The 14,263-nt window shown below is 63.2% G+C and carries 14 protein-coding genes; 9 read left to right on the forward strand and 5 right to left on the reverse strand.

All coding sequences use genetic code 11. The features are described 5' to 3' along the window. Positions 1 to 2 precede the first annotated feature (2 nt). The 7 genes from dprA (at position 3) to EL2594_RS15305 (ending at position 5,978) form a co-directional block, all read left to right on the forward strand. On the forward strand, positions 3 to 1,106 hold the full coding sequence (gene dprA, locus EL2594_RS04745) for a DNA-processing protein DprA (protein WP_011413888.1): 1,104 nt from the start codon (positions 3 to 5) through the stop codon (positions 1,104 to 1,106). A 34-nt stretch (positions 1,107 to 1,140) separates the two neighbouring features. Next, positions 1,141 to 1,860 carry a hypothetical protein gene (locus EL2594_RS04750; RefSeq protein ID WP_011413889.1) on the forward strand — a complete coding sequence of 240 codons (720 nt, stop codon included), beginning with the start codon at positions 1,141 to 1,143 and terminating at the stop codon, positions 1,858 to 1,860. A gap of 90 nt (positions 1,861 to 1,950) precedes the next feature. Further along, a complete protein-coding gene (gene topA / locus EL2594_RS04755) occupies positions 1,951 to 4,488 on the forward strand; it encodes a type I DNA topoisomerase (RefSeq protein WP_011413890.1) in 2,538 nt (845 codons plus the stop codon). Beyond that, positions 4,485 to 4,667 carry a hypothetical protein gene (locus tag EL2594_RS04760; RefSeq protein WP_011413891.1) on the forward strand — a complete coding sequence of 61 codons (183 nt, stop codon included), beginning with the start codon at positions 4,485 to 4,487 and terminating at the stop codon, positions 4,665 to 4,667. Before topA ends, EL2594_RS04760 begins: the two co-directional genes overlap by 4 nt. 77 nt (positions 4,668 to 4,744) lie before the next feature. Then, on the forward strand, positions 4,745 to 5,080 hold the full coding sequence (locus tag EL2594_RS04765; RefSeq protein WP_011413892.1) for a hypothetical protein: 336 nt from the start codon (positions 4,745 to 4,747) through the stop codon (positions 5,078 to 5,080). Positions 5,081 to 5,136: 56 nt separating this feature from the next. Beyond that, positions 5,137 to 5,661: a response regulator gene (locus tag EL2594_RS15635; protein WP_324603024.1), complete on the forward strand. Its 525-nt coding sequence runs from the start codon at positions 5,137 to 5,139 to the stop codon at positions 5,659 to 5,661. Between the two features lie 59 nt (positions 5,662 to 5,720). After that, a complete protein-coding gene (locus tag EL2594_RS15305; RefSeq protein WP_155805973.1) occupies positions 5,721 to 5,978 on the forward strand; it encodes a hypothetical protein in 258 nt (85 codons plus the stop codon). 6 nt (positions 5,979 to 5,984) lie between these two features. On the opposite strand, the gene era is transcribed toward EL2594_RS15305, so the two are convergent. From era to lepB, 3 genes are all read right to left on the reverse strand, one after another. Next, positions 5,985 to 6,899 carry a GTPase Era gene (gene era, locus EL2594_RS04775; RefSeq protein ID WP_011413895.1) on the reverse strand — a complete coding sequence of 305 codons (915 nt, stop codon included), beginning with the start codon at positions 6,897 to 6,899 and terminating at the stop codon, positions 5,985 to 5,987. A gap of 132 nt (positions 6,900 to 7,031) precedes the next feature. After that, on the reverse strand, positions 7,032 to 7,703 hold the full coding sequence (gene rnc, locus EL2594_RS04780) for a ribonuclease III (RefSeq protein WP_011413896.1): 672 nt from the start codon (positions 7,701 to 7,703) through the stop codon (positions 7,032 to 7,034). Further along, positions 7,700 to 8,521 (reverse strand): signal peptidase I, encoded by an 822-nt coding sequence (lepB, locus tag EL2594_RS04785; RefSeq protein WP_011413897.1) that lies wholly within the window; start codon positions 8,519 to 8,521, stop codon positions 7,700 to 7,702. Before lepB ends, rnc begins: the two co-directional genes overlap by 4 nt. 50 nt (positions 8,522 to 8,571) lie before the next feature. On the opposite strand from lepB, the gene pgi reads away from it, so the two are divergent. Next, on the forward strand, positions 8,572 to 10,125 hold the full coding sequence (gene pgi, locus EL2594_RS04790) for a glucose-6-phosphate isomerase (protein ID WP_011413898.1): 1,554 nt from the start codon (positions 8,572 to 8,574) through the stop codon (positions 10,123 to 10,125). Positions 10,126 to 10,314: 189 nt separating this feature from the next. Here the strand turns inward: pgi and EL2594_RS04795 are convergent, their stop codons facing one another. Beyond that, positions 10,315 to 11,355, reverse strand: a complete 1,041-nt coding sequence (locus EL2594_RS04795) for a blue-light-activated histidine kinase (RefSeq protein WP_011413900.1) — start codon at positions 11,353 to 11,355, stop codon at positions 10,315 to 10,317. A gap of 866 nt (positions 11,356 to 12,221) precedes the next feature. Further along, positions 12,222 to 12,398 carry a hypothetical protein gene (locus EL2594_RS04805; protein ID WP_155805975.1) on the reverse strand — a complete coding sequence of 59 codons (177 nt, stop codon included), beginning with the start codon at positions 12,396 to 12,398 and terminating at the stop codon, positions 12,222 to 12,224. 356 nt (positions 12,399 to 12,754) lie between these two features. Here EL2594_RS04805 and EL2594_RS04810 point away from each other — a divergent pair, with 356 nt between their 5' ends. Further along, positions 12,755 to 14,233 carry a DEAD/DEAH box helicase gene (locus EL2594_RS04810; protein WP_011413903.1) on the forward strand — a complete coding sequence of 493 codons (1,479 nt, stop codon included), beginning with the start codon at positions 12,755 to 12,757 and terminating at the stop codon, positions 14,231 to 14,233. The last annotated feature ends 30 nt before the right edge of the window (positions 14,234 to 14,263 follow it).

Here is a 14,263-nt window from a genome sequence, read left to right on the forward strand (position 1 = left end):
TGATGGCAGAGGTCGCTCTCTCGCAAGCCGAAGCTTTCGCCCGCATCCGGCTGCTGCGCTCGCCGCATATCGGGCCGGTGAGCTATCGCCAGCTAATGGCGCGCTTCGGCACGGCGGAAGCTGCGCTGGAGGCGCTGCCCGATCTCGGCAAGAAAGGCGGCCGGCAATACAGGCCCGCGCCGCGCGACAGGATCGAGCGCGAAGTCGATGCGGTCCGCGAGGCAGGAGCGCGCTACCTGTTCCACGACCAGCCCGATTATCCCGCGCTGCTCGCCCAGCTCGACAGCGCGCCGCCTATCCTGACCTTTCGCGGCGACCTGGCCATTGCCGCACAGACATGCGTCGCCATGGTCGGCGCCCGCAACGCCAGCGCGGCCTCGATCAAGCTGGCACGCGAATTCGCCAGCGCGCTGGCGGGCGAGGGGATTGCGGTCGTCTCAGGGCTCGCGCGCGGGATCGACGGGGCCTGCCACGAAGGGGCGTTTCCGGGGACGATCGGGGTCATCGCCAGCGGTATCGACATCGCCTACCCGCCTCAACATGCCGAACTGCAGGAGCGGATCGCGAGCGAGGCGCTGCTCCTTGCCGAACAGCCACCGGGCACAGAGCCGCGCGGAAGCCACTTTCCCAGCCGCAACCGCATCATTGCCGGGCTGGCGGCGGGCACGCTGGTGGTCGAGGCTGCGCCCAAGTCCGGCTCGCTCATCACCGCGCGGTTGGCGGGCGAGGCGGGGAGGGAGGTCATGGCGATTCCCGGCTCCCCACTCGATGCGCGCTCGCAAGGGTGCAACCAGCTCATCCGCGACGGGGCTGTACTGGTGCAGCAGCCGGAAGACGTGGTCGAATTGCTGCAGGGCTTCGACGGCTCGCCGCGCTCGAGTTTTCGCGAAGCCGCCGCGCTGGAATTCGATCCCGCGCCGGAAGAGCTTGCCGAGGCCGAACCCGCCGACGTCGCGGGTCTGCTGACAACGGCACCGGTAGCGGTCGACGAATTGATCCGCCAGTCGGGCGAGCCCGCGGCAGCGGTACAACTCGCCTTACTCGAGCTTGAAATCTCGGGACAATTGACGCGGCACGCTGGCGGGCGTGTATCGCGCACGGCATAGCGAGAGGTCTTTCCGGTCGAGTGGGGGTACGAAAATGAAGAGAGATGCGGATTTCGCAGGGTTTCTGGGCGAGACCTTCGCCGTCGCCCGCGACGCGCTGCCATGGATGGCGGGATACATCGCAATACTGACGCTCCTCAATTCCCTGCCCGCGTTGCTGTTCGGGATCGCTACCAGCGAATATTCGATTTCGTGGGGTTTCAAGATAGACGCCAACGTGATGGAAGCCGGCGCGCTTGCGGTGCTGCTGGTGATCGTGCTCGGCATCGTGACCTTTCTCATCCAGTACCTGTTTTTCGCGCACCTCCTCGCCCATCGCGGCTATTCGATCGGGCGTAACCGCTTCCTTGGCTATTTGGGATTTTCGATCCTCTACGGGCTGGGGCTGCTGTTCGGTTTCCTGCTGTTGGTGATTCCCGGCTTGATCCTGCTCGTCCGCTGGATCGCCGCGACTGGCTACGTCGTCGGCACGGAGACGCCGGTGCCGGAGGCGTTCGGCAAGAGCTGGGAAGCGACGCGCGGGCATGGCTGGCCGCTGTTCTTTGCCATGATCGTGCTCGGCATCGCGACCGCCATAGCGGTCGCCGTGCTGGTGCTGCCGGTCGTCGCCATGGTCGGCGATGAGTCCGTGATCGCGATTGTCGCCGAAGTGCTTGGCCAGAACATCTATGGTGCGATGTTCCTCGCCTTCGGCGCGGCGGTCTTCTACCTGCTCAACGACGACACCGAAGCGGTGCGCGAAGTTTTTGATTGAACTGAACGCGCGGGGTTGACGGATCGATTCCGTCGACCCCACCTTCGCGCGTACATGCACGTATACGCGTAAGGGACAGCGACCACCTCCATGCAACTTGTTATCGTTGAATCGCCGGCCAAGGCGAAAACCATCGAGAAATATCTCGGCAAGGACTTCAAGGTTCTCGCCAGCTACGGCCATGTCCGCGACCTGCCGCCCAAGGATGGCAGCGTGCGGCCGGACGAGGATTTCGCGATGGACTGGGAGCTCTATCGCGACAAGCAGAAGCGCTTCAAGGAAATCAGCGACGCGGCCAAGCAGGCCGACCGGCTGGTGCTCGCAACCGACCCCGACCGCGAAGGCGAGGCGATCAGCTGGCACGTCCAAGAATTGCTGGCCAAGCGCAAGGCGCTACCCGCCAAGGTCGATCGCGTCACTTTCAACGCCATCACCAAGAGCGCCGTTACCGAGGCGATGGGCAGGCCCCGCGAGCTCGACCAACCGCTGATCGACGCCTATCTGGCACGCCGCGCGCTCGACTACCTGTTCGGCTTTACGCTTTCGCCCGTTCTGTGGCGCAAGCTGCCCGGTGCGAAATCGGCGGGCCGCGTGCAGTCGGTTGCGCTGCGACTGATCGTCGATCGCGAGCGCGAGATCGAAGCGTTCAAGCCCGAAGAATACTGGTCCGTCCTCGCCAGGTTCGAACATGACGGGACCGAATTCGATGCACGCATGGTGCGCTTCGACGGCAAGAAGCTCGACAAGATGACGCTGGGCAATGAAGGTTCGGCGCTGGCGGCCAAGGCCGCCGTTGATGCCGGGCGCTTCACGGTCTCGGACATCGAGACCAAGCCATTGAAGCGCAATCCCGCGCCGCCGTTCACGACATCGACGCTGCAACAGGAAGCTGCGCGCAAGCTCGGCTTCTCGGCCAGCCACACGATGCGGTGCGCCCAGTCGCTCTATGAAGCGGGCGCGATCACCTACATGCGGACCGACGGCGTGCAGATGGACGGCAGCGCGATCGCCGCCTGCCGCCACGCGATCGAAGAGCGATACGAAAGCGCGTACCTGCCCGAGAAACCGCGCTTCTACGCCACCAAGGCCAAGAACGCGCAGGAAGCCCACGAAGCGATCCGGCCGACCAATTTCAACCGCGACAGTGCTGGATCGGGCGACGAGGCCAAGCTCTACGGCCTGATCTTCAAGCGCGCGATGGCGAGCCAGATGGCGACCGCGCAGCTGGAGCGCACGACCATTACGCTGGAAGACCCGACCGGCCAGCACGCGCTGCGGGCCACCGGGCAGGTGGTGAAGTTCCCCGGCTTCTTTGCGGTCTACCAGGAAGGCTTCGACGACAAGTCCGATGAGGACGAAGACGGCCTGCTGCCCGCCATGCACAAGGGCGATGCGCCCGCCAAGAAGGGTGTCGAGGCCAACCAGCATTTCACCCAGCCGCCACCGCGTTTCTCCGAGGCCTCGCTGGTCAAGCGGCTGGAGGAGCTCGGCATCGGTCGGCCATCGACCTACGCCTCGACCATCCAGACTTTGCGCGACCGCGACTATGTGCGGATGGAGAAAAACCGTTTCTTTGCCGAGGAATCGGGCCGATTGCTCACAGCGTTCCTCGAACGGTTCTTCCCCAACTACGTCGCCTACGAATTCACCGCCGGGATGGAGGAAGAGCTCGACACCGTCAGCGACGGGCGCGAGGAATACAAGGAATTGCTCGCCAAGTTCTGGGCCGACTTCAAGCCCAAGGCCGACGAAGTCATGGAGAAACTGCCCTCGGAAGTAACCGAGGTGCTGGACGACTATCTCTCCGACTATCTCTTCCCGCCGACCGAAGACGGCACCGAACCACGCGCCTGCCCGCTGTGCCGGGACGAAGGGCGCGAGGGCGGGAGGCTTGCCTTGCGCGGCGGCCGCTATGGCGCGTTCGTCGCCTGCGCCAACTATCCAGAATGCAAGTATACCCGCCGCTTCGCCCAGCCGGGCGGCAACGAAAGCGCGGCGGACGACGGCATCATGGGCCAGCACCCGGAGACCGGCGAGGACATCGAGCGAAAGTCCGGCCGCTTCGGACCATACGTCCAGATGGGCGAGGGCAAGGAAGCCAAGCGCGCGAGCATCCCCAAGGACCTCGACGATTTCGATCTCGACTGGGCGGTCAAGCTGCTCGACCTGCCGCGCATCGTCGGCGCGCATCCGGAGACGGGCAAGGAAATCGAAGCGGCGATCGGGCGCTATGGCCCCTACCTCCGCCACGACGGCAAATACGGCAAGCTGCAGAGCACGCGCGACGTGTTCGAAGTCGGCATGAACGCCGCCGTCACGATCCTCGCCGAAGCCGCCAATCGCAAGGGTGGCGGTCGCGGCAAGGCGGAGCCTATCAAGACGCTCGGCGAACACCCGACCAGCGGCGGCGAGATGAAGGTCATGCCGGGGCGCTATGGTCCCTATGTCACCGATGGCACCACCAATGCGACCATCCCCAAAGACATGAAGCCCGAGGATGTGAGTGAAGCGCAGGCGATCGAACTGATCGATGCCCGCGCCGCCAAAGGGCCGGTGAAGAAGAAACGCAAGAAAGCTCCTGCGAAGAAGAAAGCTGCACCCAAGAAGAAAGCAGCGGCGAAGAAGTGAGCAAGGACCGCTTTGAACGGCACAAGCAACCATGGAATGGCGAAGAGGCGGGCAAATTGCGCCTCCTTGCATCCAAGGGGCAGGGCCTGAAGCAGATCGCGAAGGCCTTGGGTCGGAGCGAGGAGTCGACCAAGAGTTTCGCCAAGCAAAACAGAATCAAGATCGCGAGGAAACGCTAGCGGCGCTCGCGGATCGCCTGCGTTGGTAAATCCTTCAGAATTGGCGGTTAACACGATCCCGAACACAGGGGCCGCACGTGATCGAGATCGAAGTCCAGAACGAGACGCACCAGTCGCAGGATCGGCTGCGCTTTGCCGCCGTACCGCGTATCGGCGAAGGTCTTCGCCTGCGCGAAAAGAACGGCATGTGGGCGAGCTACGACGTGATCGACGTATGGTACCAGAAGGCCGATTTCGGCGATGTCTGGATGCCATATCTCCATGTCCGCATGACCCCCGGCGAAACCGCTGGCGACAATGACGACGATGGGTATGGGGACGGCTACGACCGCGAATTCGACGACGATCTGGCCATGCGGAGCGCAGCCTTTGCGAAACCGCGCGCACGGGGGATCGAACCATTCAAAATCTGATCAAACGCCGCACCGGGCCGACCAAGGACGGCACCGAAGCACCGCAGGAAGTGGCCGTGCCCGCGCCGATGGACGGCGTGCCGGAAGTGCCGGTGCCTGCACCCGAAGCGCTGACATCGCAGGAAACCGAGGCGGTTGCCGAGGAACTCGAGCTCGATCCTGTCGAAGCCGCCGTCGCGGCGGCGCTGGCGGACAGGGACGGTGAGTACACCGCTGGTGGCAAACGCTGCCTCATCGTGGACGACAGCCGCGTCGTGCGAAAACTCTCGCGCATGATCGCCGAGGATATGGGCTATCGCGTCGCCGAGGCCGAGAATGGCGAAGAAGCGCTGGCCCGCTGCGCCAAGGCGATGCCGGACCTGGTTATTACCGACTGGCAGATGCCGGTCATGAGTGGCGTCGATTTCGTCGCCAAACTGCGCGCCATCCCCGGCGCCGACCGCACCAAAGTGATGTTCTGCACCTCCAAGGGCGAAACGACCGACATCCACGCAGGCATTTCGGCAGGCGCGGACGACTATATCGTCAAGCCGTTCGACGAGGCGAAGCTGAAAGCGAAGCTGGAGCGGTTGGTAACGTAAGCCTAATTCGTCGCGGAAATTGGGCTGGCACACTGACAACCTAAACCTATAACCGGCCAATGGCGAAAAAGCGCATCATTGGTCGAATTGAATCCCTCAATACAGCCCTATGGCATGAAGCAATTCGGATTGAAAAACTCAAGCTGCGAGCTGAGGACTTAACCGCAGCCATTGAAGAAGCTCATTGGGCTTCAGCCCCTAGTGGATCGCTTCAGAAGTTTCGTGCGATGGAGTTCAAACTTATGGAGATCGAAAGCCATCTCGAAGAACTTGCATGGAGTTTAGATGAGGTGGTCGACGACCTTACCGAACGCTAAAAGAGCCTACCGCACCCAATCCAGCCCGATTTCTTCAAACACCTCTTTGTTCTCGGCCCACTTCTCGTCGACTTTCACGTGCAGGAACAGGTGGACCGTCACGCCGAGAATCTCGCTCAGATCCTTGCGTGCCGCTTCGCCGATGGCCTTGATGCGGCTTCCGCCCTTGCCGAGGACGATCGGGCGCTGGCTTTCGCGGGCGATGACGATTTGTTGGTGGATTTCCAGACTGCCATCCGGGCGCTGCTTGTACTGTTCGGGACGCACCGCGCTGTCATAGGGCAGTTCTTCGTGCAGCTGCTGGTATAATTGCTCGCGGGTGATCTCGGTCGCCAGCAGGCGTTCGCTGGCGTCGGAGACCTGATCTTCCGGGTAGTGCCACACGCCTTCGGGCATCAGCGCGGCGAGCGCATTTTTCATCTCCGGCACACCATCTCCTGTAAGCGCGGAAACGAAATAGATCTCGGCAAAGTCGACCTTTTGGGACAGGTCCTGTGCCAGCGCCAGCAGCGGCTCCTTCTTGGCGACATCGACTTTGTTGAGGACGAGGATCTTGCGCTCGGGCCGATCCTTCAGGCTTTCCAGCAACGGCTCCAGCTCGTGCCGCCGCTGCTTGACCGGATCGACCAGCAGCAGCACGGCATCGGCGCTTTCGGCACCTTCCCAGGCTGCGCTCACCATCGCCCGGTCGAGCCGTCGCCGCGGCGCGAAAATGCCCGGCGTATCGACGAGGATCATCTGCGTCTTCGCGTCATCGCTTTCGTGCAGCGCAATGCCCAGCATGCGCGCACGCGTGGTCTGCGCCTTGGCGCTGGTGATCGCGACCTTCTGGCCGACCAGCTGGTTGACCAGCGTCGACTTGCCTGCATTGGGCGCACCCAGCACGGCCACGACACCGCATTTCGAAATTTTCTCAGTCATATGATCTCTCGACACGCGCTCGGCCTGCGGCCTCGGCTGCTGCTCGAGATGAACGGCAGTCAATGACCCCGTTCGTCCCGAGCGGACTTCGAGCGAGCCTGCAAGGCCTTGTCGAGAAGTCCAGTCGAGGGATCACCCGAACTGCTCCATGAATTTCTTCGCTGCCTCGGTCTCGGCTTCCTGCTTGCTGCTGGCGGTCGCTTCCGCCGCGCCGACCTTGTGGACCTCGACCCGCACGGTGAATATCGCTGCGTGATCGGGGCCGGAACGGTCGACCAGCTCGTATTGCGGGGGCCGCCGCTGGTTGCCCGCGGCCCATTCCTGCAGCGCCGACTTGGGATGTTTCGAGCGGCCCGCCATGCCGTTCAGATCCTCGTCCCACAGGAGGTGGACCAGCGCGCAGGTCGGCCCGAAACCGGCATCGAGATAATTCGCGCCGAGCAGCGCCTCGACCACGTCTCCGAGAATGTTGGTGCTCTGCGCCGCCCCATCCTCGCGCGCCTGCTTGCCGAGCACCAGGTGGTCGCTCAGCCCGATCCGTCGCCCGATCTTGGCGCAGGCGCCCTTGCTGACGAGCGCGTTCAGGCGCTGCGCCAGTGCGCCTTCCGATCCGCCGACCTTGCGAAAAAGGTGGTCGGAGATCGCCAGCCCCAGCACCCGGTCGCCGAGGAATTCGAGCCGCTGGTAGTCCCGCTCGGCCCCGGTGCTGCCGTGCGTCAAGGCTTCCAGCCACAGCTCGTCGTCTTCCACCGCGAAACCGGTATCGGCGAGCCATTGCAGGGTTTCGGGTGCGAGAATCGTCATAGGGCGTTCCCCATACGCTCGCCGCGAGCTGCCGTGAACCATGTCCAGGGCTTGAGCCATTCGGCGCCGCCATCGGTCGAGAACAGGACGCGGCGCGCCCTGCCGACCAGCAGGCCCTGCGAGAGCAGCCCAATGCCGCCCTGCGCTTCGGGCGGGAAGCGGCTGTCCTGCGAATTGTCGCGATTGTCGCCCAGCAGGAACAGCATGCCCTCGGGCACGAGGACCGGATCGTAGCTGTCCTGCGGGGTGGGACCAAAGTCCAGCACTTCGTAATCGCGCCCGCTGGGCAGCGTTTCGCGCAAACGGGTGTAGCGGCATTGCAGGTGGCCGTCGGCCAGCCGTTCTTCCTCTGCGCCCCAGGCGCAGCGGGTATTGGGGCTGACCGGCACCACGAAATCGCTGAGCTTTTCCTGCGGCAGGCGCTCGCCATTGAGCACGACTTCGCCGCCGTCCAGTTCGACCACGTCGCCCGGCAGGCCGATGACGCGCTTGACGTAATCCGCCCCGTCGATCGGATGCTTGAAGATCACCACATCGCCGCGCTCGGGCTGCTCGGCGAAGAAACGCCCCGGGATCAGCGGCAGGTCGAACGGCAGCGACGCATTGGAAATGCCATAATCCCATTTCGACGCGATCAGGTAGTCGCCGATCACCAGCCGCGGCAGCATGCTCTCGCTGGGAATGCTGAACAGCGAAAAGGCGAAACTGCGGAAGGCGAGGGCGGCCAGCACCACCAGCACTAGGAAGGCCGGAAAGCTGAGCCACGTGCGCTTCGTGGGCGCATCCGTATTCGTAACAGCTTGGGCCTTTTCATTCATCGCTGGCACCCCTAGGCGCGACGGGAAGGCTGGCAAGAGGAATTTGCGCGATGAGCGATGCTGAAACCAACGCATGGGATGCGATCCACCGGGTGGAAAAGCGCACCCTGCTGGAGCTGTTCGATGCCGATAGCGAGCGGGTCAGCAAGCTCAGCCACCGGCTCGCATGGGGCGTTGAAAGTCCCGGGGGGCAGGAGGCTGGCGGCATCCTGTTCGACTGGTCGAAAACGCACCTGACCGACGAGCTGCTCGACGGGTTCGAAGCGCTCGCCGACGCGATGGATTTTGCGGGTGCCCGCGAGAAACTGCTGAGCGGCGCAAAGATCAATGTCACCGAAGGCCGCGCCGCCGAACACACCGCGCAGCGCGGCACGGGCGCGGAGGCGAGCGTCGAGGAAGCCGTGGCGCTGATGGGCCGGATGAAAGCGCTGGTCGACGCGATCCATGGCGGTGCGATGGGGGAGGTGAAGCACCTGATCCATGTCGGCATCGGCGGCAGCGCGCTCGGGCCCAAACTCGCGCTTGATGCGCTGACCCGTGACCTGGCGCTGGTCGATGTCCATGTTGTCTCCAATATCGACGGCGTCGCGCTGGAGCAGGCCTTTGCGGCGTGCGATCCGGCCACCACGCTGATCGCTATTGCCTCCAAGACCTTCACCACGATCGAGACCATGACCAACGCGACAAGCGCGCTACACTGGCTCAAGACCAATGGCGTGGACGATCCGCATGGCCGGGTGGTGGCACTGACCGCCAATCCGGAAGCGGCAGTCGAATTCGGCGTCGACGAAACCCGCGTCTTACCTTTCATGGAGAGCGTCGGCGGGCGCTATTCGCTGTGGTCGAGCATCGGTTTCCCGGTCGCGCTCGGCGCGGGGTGGGACGAGTTCGAAGGCATGCTGGCGGGCGCGCAGGCAATGGACGAGCATTTCGCCAGCGCCGATGGCCGCGCCAACCTGCCGCTGCTCGCTGCCTTTGCCGACCTCTACTACACCCGCGTGCGCGGCTGCCAGGCGCGCGCGTGCTTCGCCTATGACGAGCGGCTCGGCCTGCTGCCCGACTATCTCCAGCAGCTCGAGATGGAGAGCAACGGCAAGCGCGTGAAGGCGGACGGCACGCCCGTCGATGGCCCGACCGCGCCGATCACCTGGGGCGGGGTGGGGACGGACGCACAGCACGCGGTGTTCCAGCTCCTCCACCAGGGCACGCATCTGGTGCCGGTCGATTTCATCGCCAGCATCGCGCCCGGCGACGATCTCGACCCGGCCCATCACCGCATCCTGCTGACCAATTGCTTCGCGCAAGGAGCGGCGCTGATGGCTGGCGGCAATATGGCGGCGGATGAAAAGGACCCCGCTCGCGTCTTCCCCGGCGACCGCCCCAGCGCCACCATGCTGTGCGACGATCTCGATGCGGTGACCCTGGGCGCGCTGATCGCCTTCCACGAACACCGCACCTTTGCGAATGCGGTGCTGATGGGCATCAACCCCTTCGACCAGTTCGGCGTCGAGCTGGGCAAGAAGATGGCGAAGGATATCGAAAGCGGCGGCGCGGAGTTCGATGCGAGTACGCAGGCGCTGGTAGGGGCTGCGGGGTTGGCATGACGGTCTACGCCTTGATCTGACTTGCCATTCTCACAGCGCTCTCCGGGCAGGTTCTTGCTACGAACAAGGCCGCTTGGCGGAGCTTCTACGTTTGAGTAACTCGTTCCCTGTTTTGCCTTGGGTCGGCTTCGCGGCCATCCTCGACCGGAAAATCGTCCGGCTCGACAAACCCTTCGGCAAAGGCGCGACCTAATCTTTGGTCCGCTCGTCGGCGATCAGGGTCTTTTGTTGCGACAGCGGGATGTCGATGTTGACGATGGTCCCGGTGCCCCCGCGGGTGACGTTGAGTTCGGCGCCCAGTCCCTGCACGAGCTGCCGGACGATGCGCGAACCGAGATTGCCTTCGTTGGGCCAGTCGCAATCCTCGGGAATTCCCCGGCCGTCGTCCTCCACCGTGACGCGGAGCTGCTCGCCGGACATGACCGACGAACGGAGCTGGACGACTCCGCTCGCACGGTCGCTGAAGGCGTGTTGCAGCGCGTTGGTGAGGACTTCCGACACCAGCAGGCCGATCCTGCCGGCGGTCTCGACCGGCACATCGACCGTGTCGGCCTGGACATTGACCTTGATCGCCCCGCGACCGTCGATGTGGTTGATGGCGGATGCGATGCGCCCGAGATAGGCGCCGAGAGGGATGATCTTGTCGGTCGCCTTCGCCGCGCCCGCGATGTCCATTTCCTGGTAGAGCAATTGCAACGCTTCCACCCGGCGCGAGAGGCTGTCGAATTGCGAACCGACACCGCCCGCCTGGCTGGACTGGATGCGGATCATGCTCACGATCATTGCCAGGTGGTTCTTCACCCGGTGCTGGACCTCCGCGAGCTGCCGATCCAGCTCGGTCGCGCGGTCGGGGCTCTCGCTTTGGCCCATGTCAACCTGGATGCCGACGAAATAGCGGCATTTCTCGTCCTGGTCTTCGAGAGGCCCCATCAGGAGATGGTTCCAGAAGCCTTCGCCATCGGCGCGATAGTTGTAGATCGTCTCTTCGACCTCTTCGCAATTCCTGATCGCTTTAGCGAGACGCTCGACCGCACCCGGATCAGTCTTTTCGCCTTGCAGGAAGCGGCAGTTGCGACCGACCACGGAAGATCGCGAATAGCCGGTCATCTGCTCGAACGCGCGGTTCACATAGATGAGCGGCTCGTCGTCTTGCGAAATGTCTGCGATTGTCAGCGAAAAAGGCAGCCTGCCCCAGGCTTCCTTGTCATGTTCGGCTAGTCCCACGGCCATCCCCAAATCGTCTTGCCGGAGATGCGCCCACCGCAACTATCAACCGCAAGGCATTTGGATTGTTATCAAAATCGGGGCCGGTTCGCAAATTCGAGTGCCATGAGCGGCCTTCTGCTTGCAGTTTCTTCCTGGCTCGCGAGGATGCCAGCTTAAGCTGATCGCGCGTTCGCATAGCGCAGGGCACTTGCCAGGTTTCGCTGTCCTACAGGCGAGGGGTCTGGCATTCGGGACCCGTATTTCCGCCCGATTTCATGCGAAGGAGAAAAGCGAAAAGCGAGGTGTCACCTGTCAAGTCGTCTCGAAAATGCACTGATATCAATACCATACCGACGATCTCTCAGGGTGACAGGGTGTAACCTGTGTCACCCCGTTCCGAGGCAGTTTGCCCGATTGCTTCGATTTCCATGCTGCGCGACTGTTCGGTGTTCGCGAGCTGGATCGTCGCGACTTAGCTCGTCTGAGCTCTGGCCTGGGTCAGCTTCGCGGGCGTTCTCGATCGGACGATCGTCCGTCTCGACAAACCATCTGGCGGACGGCGCACGATCGCTCAGGATATCGCCAGCTTCGCCCTTGGCGTCATTGTGCAAGTCACCTTGAGGCAGCCGTCGGGATGCTGCTGAAATCCTTTCGCCGTTTGCGCGCAGGAAATGGCTGCACCCGGGCTTGGAAGGACTTTTGCACGGCCGCTCATTTTCCCTCGCCCCTGTAGTCGAACTCTTCCGCGTGCTTCTGGGCGCGGCGTTTCGATTCAGTTCTGTAGCGTGCATTTTTCTGGGTCGCGGAGTTATACCATATCGACCACACCATGATGCAGAAGCCTATCGCCAGCATGCCCATCAGGACATAGGCTACGATCAGTCTTTCCGTCATCGCGCTGCCTTCCGGACAGTCTGCCAGCCGCCGCCAATGGCCAGTCCGCTGTCGCGGCGGTAGTTGCGGATTTTGCGGGCGTAGTGATCGACCAGGCTCGTGTTGTCAGGACTGACAACACCTGCCGACATGAGGGCGAGTTGATGGTGATAGAATAGCTGGTTGAGATCCATGTGATCCTCCTGAAGCGGGGAGCACATTTGTCTCTCAGTCACGAGGAGCGCCGGTGGATGGCTCGCGATACAGTGCATCTACATCGTATCCCCCCAATTTGACAGACAATTCGCGCAATTGTGCAATGCACAAATTTCGATTGACTTTTTGCGGGTTAGCGCCCATTTGTGCGTCATCGAACCGCCCGCCAGCGTGAAGTGGCGGGAGCGTCACATGCTCCAAGCCCCGGCAGCGTTTCGGCCCTTTTCAAGAAGCTTCCCTTTTCACGCGGGTCGTTTTGACACCCGCGCCGCGCCCGGACTCCATTCGAAGTCCGCAGAGCGCGCCGCATATTATGCGAGCTAGACACTCACCAATGACAATTACTACTTTCGACCAGCTCGGTCTTTCGCAGCCTGTGCTGCAAGCCCTCGACATGAAGGGTTACAACGAGCCCACCCCGATCCAGGCACAGGCGATCCCGCCGGTGCTGGAAGGACGCGACCTGCTGGGGATCGCCCAGACAGGGACCGGCAAGACCGCCGCATTCATGCTGCCCAGCATCGACCGGCTGCGCGAGGCCGACAACCAGACGCCGTTCAAATCCTGCCGCATGCTGGTGCTGGCGCCGACCCGCGAACTCGCCGGGCAGATAGCCCAGTCGGCCAAGGATTACGGCGCAATGGCGGGCCTCAAGGTTCACTCGATCGTCGGCGGTACGTCCGTCGGCAAGGATCGCAACAAGCTGCACCGCGGCACAGACATTCTCGTCGCGACCCCGGGCCGCCTGCTCGACCTGATCGACCAGAAGGCGTTCAAGCTGAACGCGGTCGAGATCCTCGTGCTCGACGAGGCCGACCAGATGCTCGATCTCGGATTCATTCATGCGCTGCGCCAGATCAACGATCTCGTACCGGCAGAGCGGCAGACGCTGTTCTTCAGTGCCACCATGCCAAAGCAGATTCAGGAACTCGTCGGCAAATATTGTCGCAACCCGGTCAAGGTCTCGGTCACACCGGCTGCCACTACCGCAGAGCGGATCGACCAGTATCTCTTCATGGTCCAACAGGACGAGAAGCAGGCCCTGATCGAGATGATTCTCAAAGGTCGTCATGCGGTCCCGGGCAAGCAGGAGCGAATCCTCGTCTTTACCCGGACCAAGCATGGTGCGGATCGGGTGGTGAAGAAGCTGCGCCAGGCCGGGATCGAGTCCAACGCGATTCACGGCAACAAGAGCCAGCCGCAGCGCCAGCGCGCGCTCGATGAATTCAAGCGCGCCAAGACCCCGATCCTGATCGCCACCGATGTCGCCGCGCGCGGGATTGATATCCCGGGCGTCAGCCATGTCATCAATTACGAGTTGCCCAACGTGCCGGAGCAGTACGTCCACCGCATCGGGCGGACGGCGCGTGCCGGCAAGGACGGGGTCGCGATTGCCTTCTGCGCCGAGGACGAGCGCGCTTACCTGAAGGATATCCAGAAGAACACCGACGCCGAATTCGATCGCTTGCCGCTGCCGGAAAATTTCCGCGCGGTGGTTGAAGGCGTCGGCCCGACCAAGCGCGAGCAGAAGCAGCGTGGACCGCGCATCAAGCCGAAGCCCAAGGCGAGGAAGCAGGGCGGAACAAACCGTAGCAAGCCGCAGGGTGGAAACCCGCAAAGCGCGGGTGGCCCGGTCGAGAACCCGGTCAAGAAGCAGGGCACGTCCAAACAGAAACATCCTGCGCGCAAGGGCAGGCCCGGCGGGCGGCCGGGTGGCCAGCGTCCGCAGGGTGCCGAGCGTGCCGAGCAGGGCGGCGGCGGTCGTCCCATGCGGCGCAAGCGGATCGGCGGCGGCGGACAGCGGCGCGGCTGACGGTTGGCAAGAGACATCGGCCACGCCATA

Origin of the sequence: Erythrobacter litoralis HTCC2594 (genome assembly GCF_000013005.1) — a bacterium.
GTDB classification, from domain to species: Bacteria; Pseudomonadota; Alphaproteobacteria; order Sphingomonadales; family Sphingomonadaceae; genus Parerythrobacter; species Parerythrobacter litoralis_A.

Excerpts from the sequence above, each read along its gene's own strand:
- EL2594_RS04810 (WP_011413903.1), top strand. The coding sequence starts at position 12,755 with ATGACAATTACTACTTTCGACCAGCTCGGTCTTTCGCAGCCTGTGCTG.
- topA (WP_011413890.1), top strand. The coding sequence starts at position 1,951 with ATGCAACTTGTTATCGTTGAATCGCCGGCCAAGGCGAAAACCATCGAG.
- era (WP_011413895.1), bottom strand. The coding sequence starts at position 6,899 with ATGACTGAGAAAATTTCGAAATGCGGTGTCGTGGCCGTGCTGGGTGCG.
- EL2594_RS04805 (WP_155805975.1), bottom strand. The coding sequence starts at position 12,398 with ATGGATCTCAACCAGCTATTCTATCACCATCAACTCGCCCTCATGTCG.
- EL2594_RS15305 (WP_155805973.1), top strand. The coding sequence starts at position 5,721 with ATGGCGAAAAAGCGCATCATTGGTCGAATTGAATCCCTCAATACAGCC.
- EL2594_RS04795 (WP_011413900.1), bottom strand. The coding sequence starts at position 11,355 with ATGGCCGTGGGACTAGCCGAACATGACAAGGAAGCCTGGGGCAGGCTG.
- pgi (WP_011413898.1), top strand. The coding sequence starts at position 8,572 with ATGAGCGATGCTGAAACCAACGCATGGGATGCGATCCACCGGGTGGAA.
- lepB (WP_011413897.1), bottom strand. The coding sequence starts at position 8,521 with ATGAATGAAAAGGCCCAAGCTGTTACGAATACGGATGCGCCCACGAAG.
- EL2594_RS04750 (WP_011413889.1), top strand. The coding sequence starts at position 1,141 with ATGAAGAGAGATGCGGATTTCGCAGGGTTTCTGGGCGAGACCTTCGCC.
- dprA (WP_011413888.1), top strand. The coding sequence starts at position 3 with ATGGCAGAGGTCGCTCTCTCGCAAGCCGAAGCTTTCGCCCGCATCCGG.
- rnc (WP_011413896.1), bottom strand. The coding sequence starts at position 7,703 with ATGACGATTCTCGCACCCGAAACCCTGCAATGGCTCGCCGATACCGGT.